Below are 18,991 nucleotides of genomic sequence, written 5' to 3' on the forward strand. Positions count from 1 at the left end.
CGTATAGTTTCCTCGCTAATTAAAGTGAAATACCAGAGAATGACAAGAAGCCAAAGCCCATAAGACCTACAGTGATAAAGGTAATACCTAAACCACGAAGACCGTCAGGGATATCAGCATACTTCATCTTCTCACGAAGACCTGCTAGCAATACAATTGCAAGCGCCCAACCCACACCAGAACCTACACCGAATACGACTGATTCTGTTAGGTTGTAGTTACGCTCAACCATGAATGCTACCGCACCGAAAATCGCACAGTTTACTGTGATCAGTGGCAAGAAAATACCAAGTGCGTTATATAGCGCTGGGAAAAACTTGTCCAAAGTCATTTCAAGGATCTGTACCAGTGCTGCAATTACACCGATGAAAGTCAAGAATTTCAAGAAGCTTAAGTCAGCCTCTGGGAAACCAAGCCACTCTAGTGCACCTGGTGCTAATACTGCATGATAAACGATGTTGTTTACCGGTACAGCTACACCTAGTACGAAGATAACAGCAACACCAAGACCAAACGAGGTAGTTACTTTCTTAGATACCGCAAGGAATGTACACATACCTAAGAAGAAAGATAGCGCTAAGTTTTCAATGAAAACAGCTTTTACAAATAAGCTAAGATAATGTTCCATCTTTCTCCCCTTATGCCTTCGCTTCTACTTGGTCTTTCTTATAAGTACGAAGTACCCAAATGAAGAAACCAACTAAGAAGAATGAACTGAATGGCATAATTAATAGACCCATTGGCTGGTACCAACCACCGTCAGCAACAAGTGGAAGAATTTCAACACCAAATAGTGCACCTGCACCGAATAGCTCACGTACAAAACCAATTGTAATTAGAACTACTGAGTAACCAAGACCGTTACCGATACCGTCTAAGAAAGACATAAGCGGTGGCGACTTCATTGCATATGCTTCTGCACGACCCATTACGATACAGTTAGTAATGATCAGACCAACGAATACCGTTAGTTCTTTAGCCGTAGCATAGACAAATGCTTGAAGTGTTTGGTCAACAACGATTACCAATGATGCGATAATCGTCATTTGAACGATGATACGTACACTTGACGGAATGTGGTTACGGATCAACGAGATAAATAAGCTTGAGAACGCAGTTACCACAGTCAAAGCAAGTGACATGATAAGTGCATTTTTAAGGCTTGAAGTAACCGCTAGCGCAGAACAAATACCCAGTACTTGCAGAGCAATTGGGTTGTTTGCGAAGACTGGTCCTAACAAGACTTCCTTCATTTCTTTTGCATTAGCCATTAGTTCAATGCCCCTTCACGTACTTTCGCTAGGAATGGACCAAACGCTTTATCGCCTGTCCAGAACTTGAATGTGTTATCAACACCGTTCGAAGTTAGTGTTGCGCCAGATAGACCATCAACTTTGTGAATATCGTTGCCAGCTGTGCCTTTTACAATATCAACAGGTAGTTGCTTGCCTTCCCAAGTAGCTGTCCACTTAGGATTCTGGATTTCACCACCAAGACCAGCGGTTTCGTTATGCTGATAGAAGTTGATAGCTTTAATGGTTTTTGTATCAAGTTCAAGTGCGATGAAACCATACATGATGCCCCAAAGACCGTAACCTTGAATAGGTAAGATCACTGACTCAACCTGACCATTGCTGCCTTTAGCAAGGTATACAGGAGACTCATGAGTCATACGAAGTACGCCAGCTAAGTCTTCTTCTTTTGGAAGTGCAAAACTGCGCTCTGCATCGAACTTAGTCATTGTGAAATCGAATGAGTTAGGATCTGTGTCAACAAACTCACCTGACTTTAAGTCAACAACGCGTGCATCGATAACTTGGCTGTACTTTTGTGAAACGTTCTCAACGTCTTTAAAACCAGCTGCTGCTAGAATGTTACGCTGAACGTCTTCAATTTTGTTTGCCTGTTGTAGAGGGCGCAATTGAACTGCCGCAAAAGATACGACAATTGCACACACTAAACACAAACCAACAACAACGCCTAACGTTTTGCCGATAGTTTCATTGTTACTAGACACGTGCCAATCTCCTCTTCACATTTGACTGCACTACAAGGTGGTCGAATAGCGGTGCGAATAGGTTAGCGAATAGGATTGCTAACATCATACCTTCTGGGTATGCCGGGTTAACAACACGGATAAGAACTACCATAACACCAATTAATGCACCGTATGCCCATTTACCTTTATCAGTGAAAGACGCAGAAACTGGGTCAGTCGCCATAAAGAACATACCAAATGCAAAACCACCAAGTACTAAGTGCCAATGCCAAGGCATAGCAAATGTCGCGTTCGTGTCAGAACCGATCATGTTCAGTAGCGTAGACATCACAACCATACCTAGGAATGTACCTAGTACGATGCGCCATGACGCGATACGAACATACATCAAGAACAAACCACCAATTGCCAGTGCTAGCGTCGACGTTTCACCCATTGAACCTTGGATAAAGCCGTAGAATGCATCCCACCACAACTGCATGTTGTTGTAATCTAATGAACCGATCGCTGCTTGACCTAGGTATGTAGCACCAGAGAATGAATCTACTGCTGTCCATACTGTGTCACCTGAGATATCACCTGGGTATGCGAAGAAAAGGAACGCACGACCAGCAAGTGCAGGGTTAAGGAAGTTACGGCCTGTACCACCGAATACTTCTTTAGCTACCACAACACCAAAAGTGATACCTAGTGCAACTTGCCATAAAGGAATGGTTGCAGGCAGGATCAATGCAAATAATACTGAAGTTACGAAGAAACCTTCGTTTACTTCGTGCTTACGCACTGATGCGAATAATACTTCCCAGAAACCACCTACGATAAACACCGTACCGTAAATAGGTAAGAAGAAGCACGCACCATAAAACATTTTCGCTGCCCAGCCAGAATCTGCTGTCAGCTCACCACCTAGCGCTTGGAAAATACCAGCTTGCCAAGTAGATGCGATGTCAAAACCACTACCAATCGCTAATGCCGCTTGGTGACCGATGTTGAACATACCAAAGAACATAGCCGGGAACGTCGCCATCCATACCAAAATCATGATACGTTTCAGGTCGATGTTATCACGCACGTGCGTGCCGCCTTTGTTTACGTAACCAGGAGTATAGAAAACCGTCGCGATAGCTTCATAAAGCGCATACCACTTCTCGTGTTTTCCACCTGGTTCAAAGTGAGGTTCAATGTCTTCTAAAAATTTCTTTAAGGCCATTTTTAACCTTCCTTCTCGATAGTAGTCAGGCAATCACGTAGGATTAAGCCAAAGTCATACTTGCCTGGACATACGAAGGTACACAATGCTAAATCTTCTTCGTCAAGCTCAAGCGCACCTAAAGAGATAGCGCTATCTAGATCGCCTGCGATCAGATCACGAAGTAATAGCGTTGGTAGGATATCCAGAGGCATAACACGCTCATAGTTGCCGATTGGCACCATTGCACGCTTAGAACCACCAGTAGACGTTGTAAACTTGAACAAACGGCTAGGTGCTAAGTGTGAAATGAATGTACGTGTCACAGAGAATTTTTTACTACCTGGCGCAATCCAACCAAATAGTTCTTTCTCACGACCTTCAAGAAGAACTGAAACCTGTACGTGGTAACGACCTAGGAAACCATGAGGGCCGGCTGCTGTTTTACCAGCTAACACTGAGCCAGAAATGACTCGGTTATCACCGTCTTCAAGTTCACCAGATACTAAATCTGTTAACGACGCACCAACTTGAGTTTTAACTAAACGAGGATTCTTTACGCGAGGACCTGCTAAAGAAACAACTCGATCAGTGTAGATCTCGCCAGTTAGGAACAGCTTACCAAACGCGATAACGTCCTGGTAACCTAAGTGCCAAACTTGCTTGTCTGCACTAACTGCATCTAGATGATGGATATGAGTACCCACTAAGCCAGCTGGGTGAACACCCGCGAACTCATGTACTTCTACTTGCGATAGCGAAGAGCTTGGTACTTTACTACCAGACTGCTTACACACAAATACTTTGCCATCAGTTAGACGTGAAACCACAGCAAGACCCGCTTCAAACGCTTCAACGTTTTCAGCAATGATCACTGCAGGATCTGCGGCTAATGGGTTAGTATCTATGGCTGTCACGAAGATTGAGCTCGGCGTTGCGCTTGGAACAGCAACACGGCTAAATGGACGTGCACGTAGCGCTGGCCACTGACCAGATTCAATAAGCAATTCTTTAACTTTCTCACGATCTAAGTTGCTTAAATCAGCAGCTGCGACCTTGTCGAAAGTGATTTGCTCATTGCCTTGTACTTCAATCACAACAGACTGAAGAACACGCTTAGCACCACGGTTGATTTCTTTAACTACACCAGAGGCTGGCGCAGTAAACTTGACGCCAGGATTCTTTTTGTCTTCAAAAAGAATTTGGCCTTTTTTGACTTGGTCATCCACGCGAACATGCATGGTTGGACGCATACCAATAAACTCTTCACCAAGCACAGCTACGCGTTTGATGGCAGCGCCATCATGAATAGCTTGCTGTGGTGCGCCCTCTATGGGTAAGTCCAGACCTTTTTTTATGTTGATCATACGCACTTGCATTACATTAACGGAAAGAAATTGAAAAATCTTTAGTTATCACGGCCGCTATCTCATCGTGTTTTCAGTATCAAAGAACTCGCCTAATCAAAAGAGACTTGACAAAAGTCAAATCAACCAAAAACAAGCGTCGTGATATATAGTCCTCACATATTTCCGCAATTTTAACATTAATCGCCCTGACTATGCGAGTAGAATTATCAAATTAATACGACTTAACAATGGTTTTAGCTCAGTTCAGCTAATTGCGATTAATTCAATATAGACCAAAGTGGTATTGAATGAGAAAAAGATAGGTGTGTTTAGTGGGGTAAATATAAGGTGGTGCAGCAAATGTGCTTCACCACCCGTTCAATAATTAAACTAAATTATTGATTTCAGCAATAGTATTCACATCAGCGTCATAATCGACACCATCAACACCAAAACCAAATAATTTTAGGAACTCGTTGTGATAACCTTCATAGTCAGTTAATGCATCAATCGTATCCGTATCTACTGTGTCCCAAATATGCTGAATACGTGCTTGCACACCCTCTTCTAGCTCTTTGTAGTTTTGGAACAGGTGACCACCGTCATCAAAACGCGGGCTATCACTGTACAGACTTTCATTAAACAGACCATGGATCTGCTCAATAGTCCCTTCATATGTACCATCTTCTTTAGTTACTTTAAATAAAGCTGAGATATAAAGGGGCATGATTGGAATTGCAGAACTCGCTTGTGTCACAACTGCATTTAGAGAAGACACATAAGCTTCACCATTTAGCGCAGCTGTAGATGCTTTAATTGCCGCTGCAGCTCTATCTAAATCTTCTTTCGCTTTACCGATTGTTGCATGACCATAAATTGGCCATGTTAGCTCTTTACCGATATAAGTATAAGCTGTCGTCTTAAACTTATCTGCTAGCACATCTGCTTGTTTAAGCGCGTCTAACCAAAGTTCCCAGTCTTCGCCGCCCATCACTTTAACAGTGTTAGCGATTTCTTCTTCATTGGCCGCTTCAACACTCACTTCATCGATAACGCGCTTAGACGTGTTTAAGTTTTTAGTTGTAATTGCTTCGCCAATTGGCTTAAGTACTGAACTGTGTGTTTCACCTGTTTTAGGATCAGTACGACGTGGCGAAGCTAGGCTATAAATAATTAAATCAACTTTGCCCATATCCGCTTTAATCGCTTCAATGGCTTTTTCTTTTAGTTCAGTTGAAAACGCATCGCCATTAATGTTTTTAGACCAAAGGCCTGCTTTATCAGCTGCATTTTGGAAAGCTGCTGTGTTGTACCAACCAGCAGACGCTGTTTTTTTCTCTGTACCTTCTTTCTCAAAAAAGATACCCAGTGTTTTAGCACCAGAACCAAATGCCGCAGTAATACGAGACGCTAGACCATAGCCAGTAGAAGCACCGATCACAAGTACATTTTTTGGACCATCTTTTAACTCGCCCTGTTGCTTAACATAAGCGATTTGCTCTTCAACATGTGCAGCACAACCTGCTGGATGAGCATTTGTACAGATAAAACCACGGATCTTCGGCTTAATTACCATTATATTTCCTACTAAATTTTGAATTTGTCTCAAGTATTTAGGCCCATCATTTACCACAAACAACTGAGGGGTTAGAAAGATGGTGCCAGAAAAATTGCGTATAGTGTAATCTCTGATGACCTAAATACAGGTCTGATCAGCTATTAATCGAACTTAGAACCACCTAAGCAGTTTGGTGACGCTGGCACTTGCTCAGACTGCTCACTAAATTCTTCAGGTGTATGGGCATGAATAGCCAGAGCATGAATATCATTGGCTAATTCAGACTTTAGTACTTCATTTATGCGTCTGTGACGAGGTAATAAACGTAAACCAGAAAATTCTTCACTGACCACTATCACTTTGAAATGCGATTCAGTCCCGCGGCTGTGCATATGACTTTCATTGATCACCTCAAGGTGTGTGCAATGAATTGCGTCACTGAGTTTGGTGTGTATTTGTTGCTGCATAGACATGGGCATACTCTTTACTATCATATTGTTGAACATCGCATACTATACGCCCTAAACTAGGATTAACCAACCGTTCTAAATGTCAGATTGATTCGTCCCTGCTTAACTTTTGTTTGTTTAGGTAGACTGTGCTCATAATCGTGCTGACTGTCTTTTGACATAATCAACAAGCTGCCAGTTTCAAGCACAAAAGAAGTGACTTCTCGTGTTTGTCGATGACGTATTTTGAACAATCTTGGCGCACCCAAAGATATCGAGGCTATTAATGGCTTATTGCCCAACTCTTTTTCATCGTCACTGTGCCAACCCATGGTATCCATGCCATCACGATACCAATTAACCAGTAGAGCATTAAAAGCTTTATCATATTGATTTTTTAAGCGCTGGCGCATGGCATCCAATGCGGGCAGCCATGCAACATTATCCAATGACTTACCTGAGTAGCCATACTGTACACTCGGATCAGCAACAAAGCACTGCAACCGAGGAATACGATGGTATTTACCATAAACCTGAATTTGAGGTTGCTCCCAAGGCAAACTATTTACTAGGTGGTCATATAAAGCCAAGCTCTTATCAAATGAAATGACGTTAGGAAAATATGTAAAGCCTTCAGGCAAACATTCTTTGTTCAGCTGTGACATGGTATTATGCACCCACATTTTGTGTGATAAATATAGAACTATGATAACCGACGCGGTATTGGCTAATCGGCCATTCACTTTACATCGATTTCCTCTAGAACAAAAAAATCGCAGTTTACAGGCTTGGGATGCCGCAGACGAGTATCTGCTCGATCAAATCAGCGCAGATTACCCGAATAGACGCAAAATCTTGGTATTAAATGATAGCTTTGGTGCACTCAGCTGCGCACTATCCGTAATTTACCAACATGATGATCAGCTCCCCAACATTCACTTTGTCAACGACTCCTTTGTGAGCACCGCTGCATGTAAATACAACCTAGGCGAAAACCAACTACCAGACACCCATCTTTCTTTTTTAAATAGCTTGGATACGCTGCCCCATGACATCGATTTAGTGATACTGAAAATACCTAAAAATGCAGGTTATTTACAGCACCAGTTAGCAAAGCTCAGTCACTTACCCGCGGACATCCCTGTTGTTGCCGCCGGTAAAGCAAAAGAGATCCATACCTCAACATTAAAGTCGTTTAACCACTTTATCTACGAACCAAAAACCAGTTTGGCCGTTAAAAAGTCTCGGCTCATTTTTTCTAAAACGACCAACAAGCCCGTTGCTTGCAAGTTTCCAATATCTTGGTCATTAGAAAACACAGAGATGACTATCACCAATCATGCCAATGTCTTTTCACGTGATTCCTTAGATATAGGTGCACGGTTTTTCTTCAATTATTTACCTGCAGGTAAAAAGGCACTCAACATCATTGATTTAGGTTGTGGTAATGGCGTGATTGGACTGCAAACATTAAACCGTATGCCCAATGCAAAAGTCACCTTTGTCGATGAATCTGCGATGGCGGTGGCCAGTGCAAAAATAAATGTCGAACATAACTTGCCAGATAGACTCTCTGACTGCCAATTTATTCACAATGATTGCTTAACTGACTTTGCGCCGAACAGTGCGGATTTAGTGCTGTGTAACCCACCATTCCACCAAGCTCAAGCCATCACAGATCACATTGCATGGCAGATGTTCTTGCAGGCCAAACATACCTTGCGAAATGGAGGGGAACTCAGAATCATAGGCAATCGACATCTAGACTATCTAGATAAGTTGCAACGACTTTTTGGTAATTGTAAGGTGCTGGGCAACAATAAAAAGTTTACCGTATTAAGCGTAATAAAAAGGAGCTAATCATGGCAAAAATATTCTACTCTCTTGCAACGGCTGGCATTTTAACTGTGTTATCAGGTTGCGCAGCAGCCCCAAAATCAGTCATCATGAACCCTGAATATTCCGCAGGCCAAGTCGTACAGCTCAATATGCCTTTGAACGTAAACGTTGTCGACCTGAGAACATCCAAGTTCACCGTCAAAGTACTGGATACAGAGCCTGCTGTTTACTTACCTGATGCAAACTTGCCGGTCACTATTTCTAATGTATTTAAACAGGCCTTGGTAGCGAATAATGCAAACATTACTGCAGAAGCAAAAACAACAATTACACTGGAGATAAATAAGTTTTTAGCGCAAGTGACTGAAACATACAGCAAGCATGAAAGTAATGCCGAAGCTGAATTTAAAGTGACGGTCAATAAACCAAATGGTACTTTTAGTAAGTCATACACAGGGACTCGCGCGCTATCGGGCTCTTTAAAACACGACCAAGCCAAGGTGGAAGGTCAGCTTAATATGCTCGCACAGCAACTTGTTACTCATATAATTAAAGACAAAGAATTAATTGATTTCATCGCACAACAATAATAAGAGGCAGTCAACATGATCCGCATATTGGTTTTTGCTTTCATAATTGTGACAGCAAGCTTTGCACAAGCAGCTAATAAAGAAGGACGCTTCGTCCAAAAAGACAATCTGTTCCCTAAAGTTCAGATCAATACATCGCTGGGTAAAATCATCGTAGAGCTAGACCGCTCACGCGCGCCTTTGACGGTCAATAACTTTTTAACCTATGTTGTTAATGGTGACTATAAAGGCTCTGTTTTTCATCGAGTTGAACGTGATGAAGCCAATGAAAAAGACTTTGTGATCCAAGGAGGCGGCTACGACAAAGACTACGATGGCATGTTCGAGCGCAAACCCATTTTCAATGAAAGTGGTAATGGCCTTAAAAATGAAATGTACTCGGTCGCGATGGCCTACCAAGACAGTAAACCGCATTCGGGTACCCGTCAGTTCTTCTTTAATATGGATGACAATGACCATTTAAATCCAGGCAGAGGCTGGGGTTTTGCAGTATTTGGGAATGTCACCGATGGCTATGAAACATTGGATAAAATCATGCAAGTGGAAACGGGCTACAATCAAAAGTTAGGTTACTCATTTATCCCTAAGACTGCGGTTATCATTCATAGCGTCGATATCTTACCCGCTGAAGAGTTTTAACCAAACCATGATGACATCAGCCAGTATTTCCCAATACCTGAGTTATTACAAAGACAAACGACTGCTGACTGTATTTGCATTTGGTATGAGCCAGGGCTTCCCTTGGGTGTTGATTGGCTCCGTCATGTCTGCATGGCTAAAAGATGAAGGCCTTAGCCGCAGTCTAATTGGATTGTTTGGTATTGTTTTTAGCGCCTATACCATCAATTTTTTGTGGTCTCCATTGGTCGATAGACTAAAGCTCCCCGTGCTTGGTAGTATGCTGGGTCAGCGCAGGAGTTGGATTTTACTCGGCCAAATCGTTATTACGGCAAGTGCCGCATGTTTGGCATTCATTGATTTAAAAACGAGTCTGTTTTATGCGGCTCTACTGTGCTTTTTAATTGCATTGTTTGCTGCAACACATGATATTGCCATCGATGGTTATCGTATTGATGTACTACCCCAATCAGAAAGTGAAAAGTCAACGGCAGCCGCAGCCATGGCAACCTCAGGTTGGTGGAGCGGATATGCCTTGCTCGGCGCAATTCCTTTCATTGCAGCCGATCTGCCTAATATATCATGGTCAGATGTGTATATACTGCTTGCAGTGATAATGGCGTTACTCTGTATTGTGACATTGGTAGCCAAAGAGCCGGAGTCACACCGAGATACAGCACAAGCGCAAATACAAAAAGCATACGAAGAAAAACTCTCTCAACTTGGCCACTCCAAAACCAATAAGCTACTCGCTTGGCTTGGAGTGACACTGGTTGCGCCATTTGTCAGCTTTTTTAATAAAAATGGTGTCAAAACAGCACTCGCGCTTTTAACCTTTATCTTTTTATTTAAGATTGGCGAAGCGTTTTTGGCGCGTATGTCCATCGTATTTTATAAAGAAGTTGGATTTACAAATACGCAAATTGCGCAATTCTCAAAGCTCGGTACCGGGCTTATTACCATTGTATTTGCTTTCCTTGGCAGTATTTTTAATCATAAATACGGCATCGTAAAAGGTTTGTTTATCAGTGGTGTCGCAATGGCTGCCTCTAACTTGATTTTTTCTTGGATAGCCGTTGCTGGGCCAAAATTGTCACTTTATGCTCTGGCCATCGTTGTTGATGGTTTTACCCAAGCGTGGTCATTGGTTGCCATGGTCGCTTTCATTTCTATGCTCTGCGATAGAACCTTTAGTGCAACGCATTATGCGCTACTGGCATCATTAGGAAGTTTAGGCCGAACCGTATTGTCGAGTTACAGTGGTGTGGTTATTGATGACTGGCTAGGGGGTAACTGGGCAGTATTTTTTGTTATAACTGCGTTGATGGTGATCCCTTCTTTGGTCTTTCTATACTTTATCCGACATAAGCTCTATGCAATAGAGACTGATTATAAGAAACAAGACTAAGGTGCATTTCCCTGCACCTTGTATTCTTAATCCCGTAAAGGGTTATAGCTCTTCTTTGTTAATTAAAGATAAGCCTTCATACGGGTCAACTTCTAACGCTTCACAATAGCGTAAAAATTCAATCACATCTAAACGGCGCTCTTGGTTCTCAATCTTTCCAATAAAAGAATGTGGCGTCCCTAAAACTTGAGCAAGGCTGCGCATTGTATGACCTTTCTCATGACGCTTCGATTTTAACCATTTTGTTAACTTTCCGTTTTCTTCCGAAGAAACCGTTTTACCCATCATAAATAAACATCTCCTACTTGATGATTAATCTCAACTGGCCTCGTGAAATTTGCCCGTCTCACTCGGCTGGCTATTGTATTTTAAAAAATAATACCTCTGTAGGCCCTATAGGCCTTGCACATTTCCTGTATCAACAACAGGTGTGTTCCTATGTACCCAATTAGGTATAGACTATCTTACCGCTAAAACCTAATAAATTTTTGAAAAACTATATTCGTTTTTTTCATGTAGGGTACATACTACACTTTAACAAAAATTTTATATCTTGTACCAGTATTTGAAATAATTTATTTTTCTTTTAAAAATAAGCATTTACAGCTAATCTTAAAATTAACTTAAAAAAAGGGCTTCAAAATGTTCCGGATCTTATTTTTATTGCCACTTATTTTGTGCTTTGGATGGTATTACTTTTTGCGGGTCAACAATGTCCCCATTAAGCAAGGAAAACGCGGTTTTGTTTTTATTCTTTTATTTTCAGCATTTATCCTCGGTTTTTTTGTCTTAATGATGCATGTGACTAACCCGGCATAAAAAAGCCATGCTATTGCATGGCTTTTCCCAGTGATTTGAAACCGTCTCAGTTGTTACACACTGAAACTTGCACCACAACCACAAGTCGTCGTCGCATTTGGGTTGTTTACAAAAAAGCGTGCACCTTCTAACCCTTCAGTGTAATCGACGATACCATCCATTAAGTATTGAATACTCATTGGGTCCACCACCATGACCACACCATTTTTTTCGATTTCCAAATCGCCTGGATTTACCTTTTCATCAAACGTAAATCCATATTGAAAGCCAGAGCATCCCCCACCAGTTACGTATACACGAAGCTTTAGTTCAGGGTTTTCCTCTTCGGAAATCAATTCTTTTACGCGCGCAGCGGCTGCATCGCTAAACTTAATCGGTAACTCTTCTGACATGTGCATTCGACCCTTGTACAATAATTAGCGGAATTATCTAATACCCGACTATTTTAATCAAGTATGGTCATGTCCCTGAATTCTGACACGCCCAGTATGTACCCAAACTGAATAATCACTGTCATAAAAGTGTATAAAGCTAGATTTATGTCAGGGACTTAGTATTATTCTTTTGATAAAATACTGATGAAACTTCAACCTCAAGCATTGAATTATGACACTTGATCAAGTGAGGCGACGCCTTGCACAACCTCGAACTTCTGCCCAGCTTTGCCTGCTAGGCGTGTGTGCAGGATTGATTGCTGCAATCTTAATCATCTTATTCCGTTTGATGATAGAGTTTGTTCAGTCTACCTTTCTTGAAAGTCATGATGACTTTACTTCTTTAGCAGAACATCAAAGGCTACTGCTCCCTGTCGGCGCAGCTTTGGTTATCGCACTGTTCGCTAACTTAACGGGGTTTAAGCATTATCGACTCGGTATTCCTTTTGTTATCAACCGAATTAAGCACCATTATGGACACATGCCAATTTGGAACTCTGTGAACCAGTTTTTTGGTGGTGGTATCGCACTTATCTGTGGCTTTTCGGTTGGTCGTGAAGGGCCATCTGTCCACATGGGAGCAACGGGCGCAAGCGTCTTGACTGAACGCCTACATTTACCCCATAACGCAGCAAGAACACTGGCCGGCTGTGGTGTTGCAGCCGGCATTGCCGCCTCATTTAATACCCCTTTAGCGGCTGTTATTTTTGTTATGGAAGTGGTGCTTAGAGAGTATAAGATCCATATTTTTGTGCCTATTATGCTCGCTGCCGTCACAGGTGCATTGGCAACCCAATTTGTATTTGGGAACGTGTCAGAGCTCTCTTTGATTCAAATTGAAATGCTCAGCTTTTGGCACTATCCCTATCTCATCATATGCGGATTTGCACTGGGCGCTGTCGCCTTTGCATTCAATCAAAATCTGATGTTAATTATCAAAACTTTTAAACCAATTAGTATGTTTCCTCGTTTATTACTTGCTGGTTTAATTGCTGGATTAATTGGCTATATGGTGCCTGAGGCCATGGGTTCGGGTATGAGCGCCATTAAACTTGCTGTTGAGACGCCAGACAACTTGCAATTACTCACCACTATTTTCATTGCAAAACTACTCGCCACCTTATTTGCAATCGGTCTGGGTATTCCTGGCGGATTGATAGGCCCGGTGATAGGGCTAGGCGTTATCATGGGCACGCTTATGGCATTTTTTGCACAATTTATTTCACCAGATGTCAATGTCGCGGGTACCTATGGTGTACTTGGCATGGCAGGACTATTAGCAGCCACTTTGCATGCCCCATTGGCAGCTTTAACAGCCGTGATGGAACTCACCTCAAATCCACAAATTGTGGTGCCTGCCATGTTGGTGATCTCTACCGCTTATGTGACCGCGTTACAAGTTTTCGGTAATCGTTCTATTTTTATTCAACAGCTTGACTTTCAAGGCTTGCCTTATCAGGTGTCGCCTGCCAAAGAAGCGCTGCAAAAAGTCGGGATCGTCGAAGAGATGGAAGAAGACTTCAAATTGCTGTACTCAAATGACCCAGCGCAAATTAAAGCAACACTCAGTGCTGTCGATAGTCAAACTCCTCTGATCACTTACGATGAAGAAAATGGCTATCGTTTGGCAGAGTATGATTTAACCTTGGTGTCTGATGACAGTGCAACGATTAAGTATTTGCCACTACAAGGGCTCAGTACACAAGCAACATTGGCTGAGGCATTCGAAATATTGAAAGATAAGCGCTCTGGCGCAGTGTATGTTTACAACCAAAAAGATAGCTTACAAATAATGGGGGTTGTGCGTTGGGACAAGCTGCGCCATATCCTCACCATGAGAAACAGTTTACTTTAATCAATAACAATAAGGGGCATTATGAGCGCTTTGCTGATTTATAAAGCTTTGCACATATTTTTTATGGTCGCGTGGTTCGCCGGCATTTTTTATCTGCCAAGGTTATTTATCTATCACACCATGACAGAAGAAAAAGCCTGCTCTGCCATGCTAAAAATTATGGAGCGAAGATTACTCTACTTTGTCACACCATTTGCAGTTTTGACCACCGTCTTTGGTGTTTTGACTATCATGGAATACGGTAGAGAGTGGTTCAAGTACAACATGTGGCTGCACTATAAACTCGTGTTTGTGATTATTCTTTATATTTATCACGCTTATTGCTTCAAGCTCCTCGCCGATTTCAAACACGATAGAAATATTCGCAGCACGCGATTTTATCGCTTCTTTAACGAGTTCCCAGTGTTCTTATTGTTGCCTATCATCTTACTCGCAATCTTAAAGCCACTTTTTTAATAGAAATATGACGGTATCCTGCCGTCATGCTCTCCTGTTAGCGCGCAATTATGCTATCATATCGTTCCAGTAACCTACGTTGCCAAGGTTATCTCGGTTAGGAGCGCACCCTGCCTCCTGTTGTCAATCTGTGATTAGGAATCGCCGCATGCTAAGTTTCCAAGGTGAAAACATCCTTTCTGTCAATCAACTCGATAGAGAAGCCATTGAATTAATTTTTGACGTTGCAAAACGCATGGAGCCTTATGCTAAAAAGCATAAGCGTACTCAAGTGCTTGAAGGTGCTGTACTGGCAAATTTATTCTTTGAGCCAAGCACTCGTACCCGTGTCAGTTTTGGTACTGCATTTAACTTATTAGGTGGTTTAGTAAGAGAAACCACAGGTATGCAAAGCTCTGCACTGGCGAAGGGCGAGTCTTTGTACGATACAGCGCGTGTTATTTCTGCCTATGCTGATGCTGTTGCTATGCGTCACCCAGATGCAGGCAGTGTGGCTGAATTTGCCACAGGCTCTGACGTACCGGTTTTGAATGGTGGTGATGGGCCAAACGAACACCCAACTCAAGCACTATTAGATTTATTGACAATTGACCGAGAACTTAGCCGCTTCGACCGCACTGTTGATGGCATGCACATCGCGTTAGTGGGTGATCTAAAGTACGGCAGAACCGTACATTCACTCTCTAAGCTTTTGTGTCACTATAAAAATATCAAGTTCTCTATGGTGGCACCTGATGGCTTGCAAATGCCAGATTATGTCTTAGATGCAGTGTCCAATGCAGGACATCAGATTGAGCTTGTATCTCAAATGGAAGGCAACCTCGCTGCGGATATCGTTTATCAAACGCGTATTCAAGAAGAGCGTTTCCCTTCTCAAGAAGAAGCAAATAAGTACCGTGGCGGCTTCAGAATAAGCCAAGCAATTTACGATGCGCATTGTAAGCCTGAGTCAGTGCTCATGCACCCACTCCCACGAGATAGTCGTAGCGATGCAAACGAGCTAGATAACGATTTAAATAGTAATGATAACTTGGCAATCTTCAGACAAGTACAGAACGGTGTATTGATCCGTATGGCGCTTTTTGCACTGACGCTCGGTGTAGAAAACAAAGTACAGCAGTACGAAACCAACGTACCTTGGTTCAGCAGAAAACGTCAAAGTTAATCGAAAAGGATACATTATGACAATTAGCCAAGACTTATTTGAGCGTGCACAAACCTCTATTCCAGGAGGCGTTAACTCGCCAGTAAGGGCATTTAATGGTGTAGGTGGCACACCGTTGTTTATCACCAAAGCAGAAGGCCCATTTACTTTTGACGCTGACAATAACCGTTATATCGATTATGTTGGTTCATGGGGGCCGATGATCCTTGGCCACAATCACCCAGAAATCAAACAAGCAGTCTTAGAGGCTGTGGAGAATGGTCTAAGTTACGGTGCACCAACTGAAACTGAAATTTTAATGGCAGAAAAAGTCAAAGCACTGGTTCCGTCGATTGAAAAAGTTCGTATGGTGAGCTCAGGTACCGAAGCGACAATGAGTGCGATCCGCCTTGCACGTGGCTTCACCGGCAGAGACAAAATTTTAAAATTCGAAGGCTGCTACCATGGGCATGCCGACTCTCTACTGGTAAAAGCGGGCTCTGGCGCACTAACAATGGGCGTGCCAAATTCTCCGGGCATTCCTGCTGATTTTGCAAAACATACACTTACAGTGTCATTTAATAATTTGGATGAAGTCAAAGCAATTTTTGAAGAATATAAAGACGAAATTGCGTGTATCATCGTTGAACCTGTTGCTGGCAATATGAACTGTATCCCGCCTGTTGAAGGGTTTTTAGAAGGCCTTCGTACAGTATGTGATGAGCACAAGTCAGTACTTATCTTTGATGAAGTGATGACAGGCTTCCGTGTTGCCCTTGGCGGTGCACAAGCTTATTACAGTATCGAACCAGATCTGACTTGCTTAGGCAAAGTCATCGGTGGTGGTATGCCAGTAGGTGCCTTTGGCGGTAAGCGTGAAATCATGGATTACATCGCACCAGTAGGGCCTGTTTATCAAGCGGGTACGCTCTCAGGTAACCCCATTGCGATGGCTGCAGGCCTCAAAGCACTTGAGTTGCTCTCTGAGCCGAACCTACATGAGACGTTAGAAGCTAAAAGCAAAGCGCTATGTGCAGGTTTTCAGGCGGCGGCTGATAAGCATGGTATTCCACTGACGACTAACTTCGCCGGTGGCATGTTTGGCTTCTTTTTCACATCAGCCGAGCGCGTTGATACCTACCAACAGGCGACTGAATGTGACCTAGATAGATTTAAGCGCTTTTTCCATTTGATGCTAGAGGAAGGTGTGTACCTTGCACCATCCGCATTTGAAGCTGGCTTTGTCAGCACCATGCACAGCGATGAAGACATCAACAACACTATCGCAGCGGCTGACCGCGCTTTTGCAAAGCTCCTTGCTTAAATAAAAAAGCCCTTCATGGGCTTTTTTTCATCTTGAAGAAAAAATTTCTTTTCCATTGAACTATTCTTTGTATTACTCAGGTCTCTATCTCGTGATTCAATAACAAAGACTTAAATTATGACAGGACTCAGATCACTATGTAGCCCCGCCATTGCATTCATGGCACAATTAAAATACAAAACAAAAATTAGCCTCGTTTTTGGTATTTTGCTCTTACCACTGGCATTGAGTCTGTTTTTTCTTAATTCAACGTTGACTCACTCAATCCAAGTTAGCCAACAGCAGCAACAAGGGCTTAATCTATACCCTAAGCTACTAGAAAATATTATTAATGACAGACAACAAGATAACCAAAGGTTGCTTGACCAAAGTGGTTTTTCTATCAATGCAAAAGCGTCGAATACACCACTGGAGCAAGTTTCTATCGCATCCAAGTTGGCCATCGATAATGACTTAAGCCGCTCTTATTTAAATCGCTCATTGGTCGAGTCTCTGCCAAAAGTCGTGTATCAAATCAACGATATTGCGGAACAAGCAAATGGGATCATAAGTCGCGGACGATTTACGCCGGACTCCTTCATTGCACTGTCCAACCTCAATAAAGCATTACCTATCGTAAAATCACAATTGCTCGACAAGCTAGAGGTCGCCGCATTAGAGAGCCAGTTTGTAAAACAGCAACTATCAACACAAATTAATGCGCTTAATTCAGCATTAGATAGCTATCAGCAAGCCATTAAAACCAAGCTACTCGACCCCGATGATATTGAACTGACAGCCGGTGCATTTTCAACTGCACACCGCAATGTTCAGCGTAAAACACAAGATTTAGTTACTGTTGCTTTACCCACGCTCAAAGCCATGTTGCAGGAAAAGCTTGAAAGAGAGCAAACTATTCGTAATTTAGTGGCCGCTGCGTCTATTCTCAGTTTATCCATCGCACTTTACTTAATGCTAGGGTTTTATTTCGCGGTCGTAGATACGATTTCTGAGTTTTCACAATCAGCACAACGCGCTGCGCAAGGTGATCTGCGAGCTCGTGCAACTTCACATGGCAGTGATGAGCTCAATGACATCGTTGCTCAATATAACCGAGTACTCGATGCTTTTACAACGCTTCTTGGTGACGTGCACAACACCACCAGCGACTTACACCATGCCACAGATAAACTAAGTCATATCAGCCAAGATACACGTCATGATGTGGCACAGCAGCAAATCAAAATCTCTGGTATACATGCAGCTTTGTCAGAGATGGCAAGTGCCGCAGACTCTGTTGAAACCTCTGCACAGCATGCAACAGAGCTTGCAAGTACCGCTGCTGAGCAGGTAAAACAGGGCAGTCTAAATACCACAGAACTGGCGCAACATATGACTGTGCTACAAAGTGAATTTGAAGAAAGTCGACTCGCATTAGACAAGCTTGCTCAAGATAGCCAAAACATCAGCAAGGTGAGTTTAGGGATAAGCGAAATTGCTGAACAAACTAATTTACTTGCACTCAACGCGGCAATTGAAGCTGCTCGTGCAGGTGAGCAAGGCAGAGGATTTGCGGTTGTAGCTGATGAAGTGCGCACATTGGCAAAACGCACACAGCAACAAACTGAAGAGATCCATACCATCATCAAATCATTGCAAAATGCCTCAAATGATACGCAACAAAAAATGTTAAGTAGCGTTGAAAAAATGGAAAGAGGGGTCACTGCCGCAACCCAAACCAATCAGATATTAAGCGCAGCAGAACAAAGCATGACGGATATTGATCAGCAGGGGCATGTCATTAGAGAGCTTGTCCAACAACAGACGCAAGCAACACAACAAGCGCTCTCTGAATCTGGTGAAATCAGTGACCTTGCAGAGCACACATTGGGTTCTGCAGAAGCCACTCAAGATGATGCGCATCAACTCAGCAGCATGGCTGCCAACTTAAAGTCTGCAATGAGCCAGTTCAGAACTTAAT

19 protein-coding genes are annotated in these 18,991 nt (G+C 42.7%); 9 read left to right on the forward strand and 10 right to left on the reverse strand.

Going from position 1 to position 18,991, the window contains the following annotated elements:
* Positions 1 to 19: 19 nt before the first annotated feature.
* The 8 genes from nqrE to JF50_RS23320 all read right to left on the reverse strand — a co-directional run bounded on the left by nqrE (position 20) and on the right by JF50_RS23320 (position 7,209).
* On the reverse strand, positions 20 to 628 hold the full coding sequence (gene nqrE, locus JF50_RS23285; protein ID WP_039611689.1) for an NADH:ubiquinone reductase (Na(+)-transporting) subunit E: 609 nt from the start codon (positions 626 to 628) through the stop codon (positions 20 to 22).
* Positions 629 to 638: 10 nt separating this feature from the next.
* Entirely contained in the window at positions 639 to 1,271 is a 633-nt protein-coding gene (locus JF50_RS23290; protein WP_039611690.1) for an NADH:ubiquinone reductase (Na(+)-transporting) subunit D, read from the reverse strand.
* Positions 1,271 to 2,017, reverse strand: a complete 747-nt coding sequence (locus JF50_RS23295; protein ID WP_039611691.1) for a Na(+)-translocating NADH-quinone reductase subunit C — start codon at positions 2,015 to 2,017, stop codon at positions 1,271 to 1,273. Before JF50_RS23295 ends, JF50_RS23290 begins: the two co-directional genes overlap by 1 nt.
* A complete protein-coding gene (locus JF50_RS23300) occupies positions 2,010 to 3,209 on the reverse strand; it encodes an NADH:ubiquinone reductase (Na(+)-transporting) subunit B (protein WP_039611692.1) in 1,200 nt (399 codons plus the stop codon). Before JF50_RS23300 ends, JF50_RS23295 begins: the two co-directional genes overlap by 8 nt.
* A 2-nt stretch (positions 3,210 to 3,211) precedes the next feature.
* The gene (locus JF50_RS23305) at positions 3,212 to 4,555 is read right to left on the reverse strand and encodes a Na(+)-translocating NADH-quinone reductase subunit A (RefSeq protein ID WP_039612158.1); all 1,344 of its coding nucleotides are present in this window, start codon (positions 4,553 to 4,555) and stop codon (positions 3,212 to 3,214) included.
* Between the two features lie 367 nt (positions 4,556 to 4,922).
* The gene (fabV, locus tag JF50_RS23310) at positions 4,923 to 6,113 is read right to left on the reverse strand and encodes an enoyl-ACP reductase FabV (protein WP_039611693.1); all 1,191 of its coding nucleotides are present in this window, start codon (positions 6,111 to 6,113) and stop codon (positions 4,923 to 4,925) included.
* Positions 6,114 to 6,256: 143 nt separating this feature from the next.
* On the reverse strand, positions 6,257 to 6,568 hold the full coding sequence (locus JF50_RS23315) for a BolA family protein (RefSeq protein WP_039611694.1): 312 nt from the start codon (positions 6,566 to 6,568) through the stop codon (positions 6,257 to 6,259).
* Between the two features lie 59 nt (positions 6,569 to 6,627).
* Positions 6,628 to 7,209, reverse strand: a complete 582-nt coding sequence (locus JF50_RS23320) for an alpha-ketoglutarate-dependent dioxygenase AlkB family protein (RefSeq protein WP_039611695.1) — start codon at positions 7,207 to 7,209, stop codon at positions 6,628 to 6,630.
* Between the two features lie 40 nt (positions 7,210 to 7,249).
* Between JF50_RS23320 and JF50_RS23325 the strand changes: the two genes are divergently transcribed.
* The 4 genes from JF50_RS23325 to JF50_RS23340 are packed head-to-tail and all read left to right on the forward strand — an operon-like array spanning position 7,250 to position 10,999.
* Entirely contained in the window at positions 7,250 to 8,404 is a 1,155-nt protein-coding gene (locus JF50_RS23325) for a methyltransferase (RefSeq protein ID WP_039611696.1), read from the forward strand.
* Between the two features lie 2 nt (positions 8,405 to 8,406).
* Positions 8,407 to 8,973 carry a YajG family lipoprotein gene (locus tag JF50_RS23330; RefSeq protein ID WP_052262726.1) on the forward strand — a complete coding sequence of 189 codons (567 nt, stop codon included), beginning with the start codon at positions 8,407 to 8,409 and terminating at the stop codon, positions 8,971 to 8,973.
* A gap of 15 nt (positions 8,974 to 8,988) precedes the next feature.
* Complete coding sequence (locus JF50_RS23335; RefSeq protein ID WP_039611697.1) at positions 8,989 to 9,612, forward strand: peptidylprolyl isomerase; 624 nt, start codon at positions 8,989 to 8,991, stop codon at positions 9,610 to 9,612.
* A gap of 7 nt (positions 9,613 to 9,619) precedes the next feature.
* Complete coding sequence (locus JF50_RS23340) at positions 9,620 to 10,999, forward strand: AmpG family muropeptide MFS transporter (protein ID WP_039611698.1); 1,380 nt, start codon at positions 9,620 to 9,622, stop codon at positions 10,997 to 10,999.
* Positions 11,000 to 11,041: 42 nt separating this feature from the next.
* On the opposite strand, the gene JF50_RS23345 is transcribed toward JF50_RS23340, so the two are convergent.
* Complete coding sequence (locus JF50_RS23345; RefSeq protein WP_023399554.1) at positions 11,042 to 11,287, reverse strand: helix-turn-helix domain-containing protein; 246 nt, start codon at positions 11,285 to 11,287, stop codon at positions 11,042 to 11,044.
* Between the two features lie 584 nt (positions 11,288 to 11,871).
* Complete coding sequence (gene erpA / locus JF50_RS23350; RefSeq protein ID WP_039611699.1) at positions 11,872 to 12,210, reverse strand: iron-sulfur cluster insertion protein ErpA; 339 nt, start codon at positions 12,208 to 12,210, stop codon at positions 11,872 to 11,874.
* Between the two features lie 214 nt (positions 12,211 to 12,424).
* Here erpA and JF50_RS23355 point away from each other — a divergent pair, with 214 nt between their 5' ends.
* The 5 genes from JF50_RS23355 to JF50_RS23375 all read left to right on the forward strand — a co-directional run bounded on the left by JF50_RS23355 (position 12,425) and on the right by JF50_RS23375 (position 18,990).
* Positions 12,425 to 14,107 carry a chloride channel protein gene (locus tag JF50_RS23355; protein WP_039611700.1) on the forward strand — a complete coding sequence of 561 codons (1,683 nt, stop codon included), beginning with the start codon at positions 12,425 to 12,427 and terminating at the stop codon, positions 14,105 to 14,107.
* A gap of 21 nt (positions 14,108 to 14,128) precedes the next feature.
* Positions 14,129 to 14,563 (forward strand): CopD family protein, encoded by a 435-nt coding sequence (locus JF50_RS23360; RefSeq protein WP_039611701.1) that lies wholly within the window; start codon positions 14,129 to 14,131, stop codon positions 14,561 to 14,563.
* Between the two features lie 148 nt (positions 14,564 to 14,711).
* Positions 14,712 to 15,728: an aspartate carbamoyltransferase gene (locus JF50_RS23365; RefSeq protein WP_039611702.1), complete on the forward strand. Its 1,017-nt coding sequence runs from the start codon at positions 14,712 to 14,714 to the stop codon at positions 15,726 to 15,728.
* Between the two features lie 16 nt (positions 15,729 to 15,744).
* Positions 15,745 to 17,031 (forward strand): glutamate-1-semialdehyde 2,1-aminomutase, encoded by a 1,287-nt coding sequence (hemL, locus tag JF50_RS23370; RefSeq protein WP_039611703.1) that lies wholly within the window; start codon positions 15,745 to 15,747, stop codon positions 17,029 to 17,031.
* A 117-nt stretch (positions 17,032 to 17,148) separates the two neighbouring features.
* On the forward strand, positions 17,149 to 18,990 hold the full coding sequence (locus tag JF50_RS23375) for a methyl-accepting chemotaxis protein (RefSeq protein WP_039611704.1): 1,842 nt from the start codon (positions 17,149 to 17,151) through the stop codon (positions 18,988 to 18,990).
* Position 18,991 lies beyond the last annotated feature (1 nt).

Origin of the sequence: Pseudoalteromonas luteoviolacea, from assembly GCF_000814765.1 — a bacterium.
GTDB lineage: Bacteria > Pseudomonadota > Gammaproteobacteria > Enterobacterales > Alteromonadaceae > Pseudoalteromonas > Pseudoalteromonas luteoviolacea_H.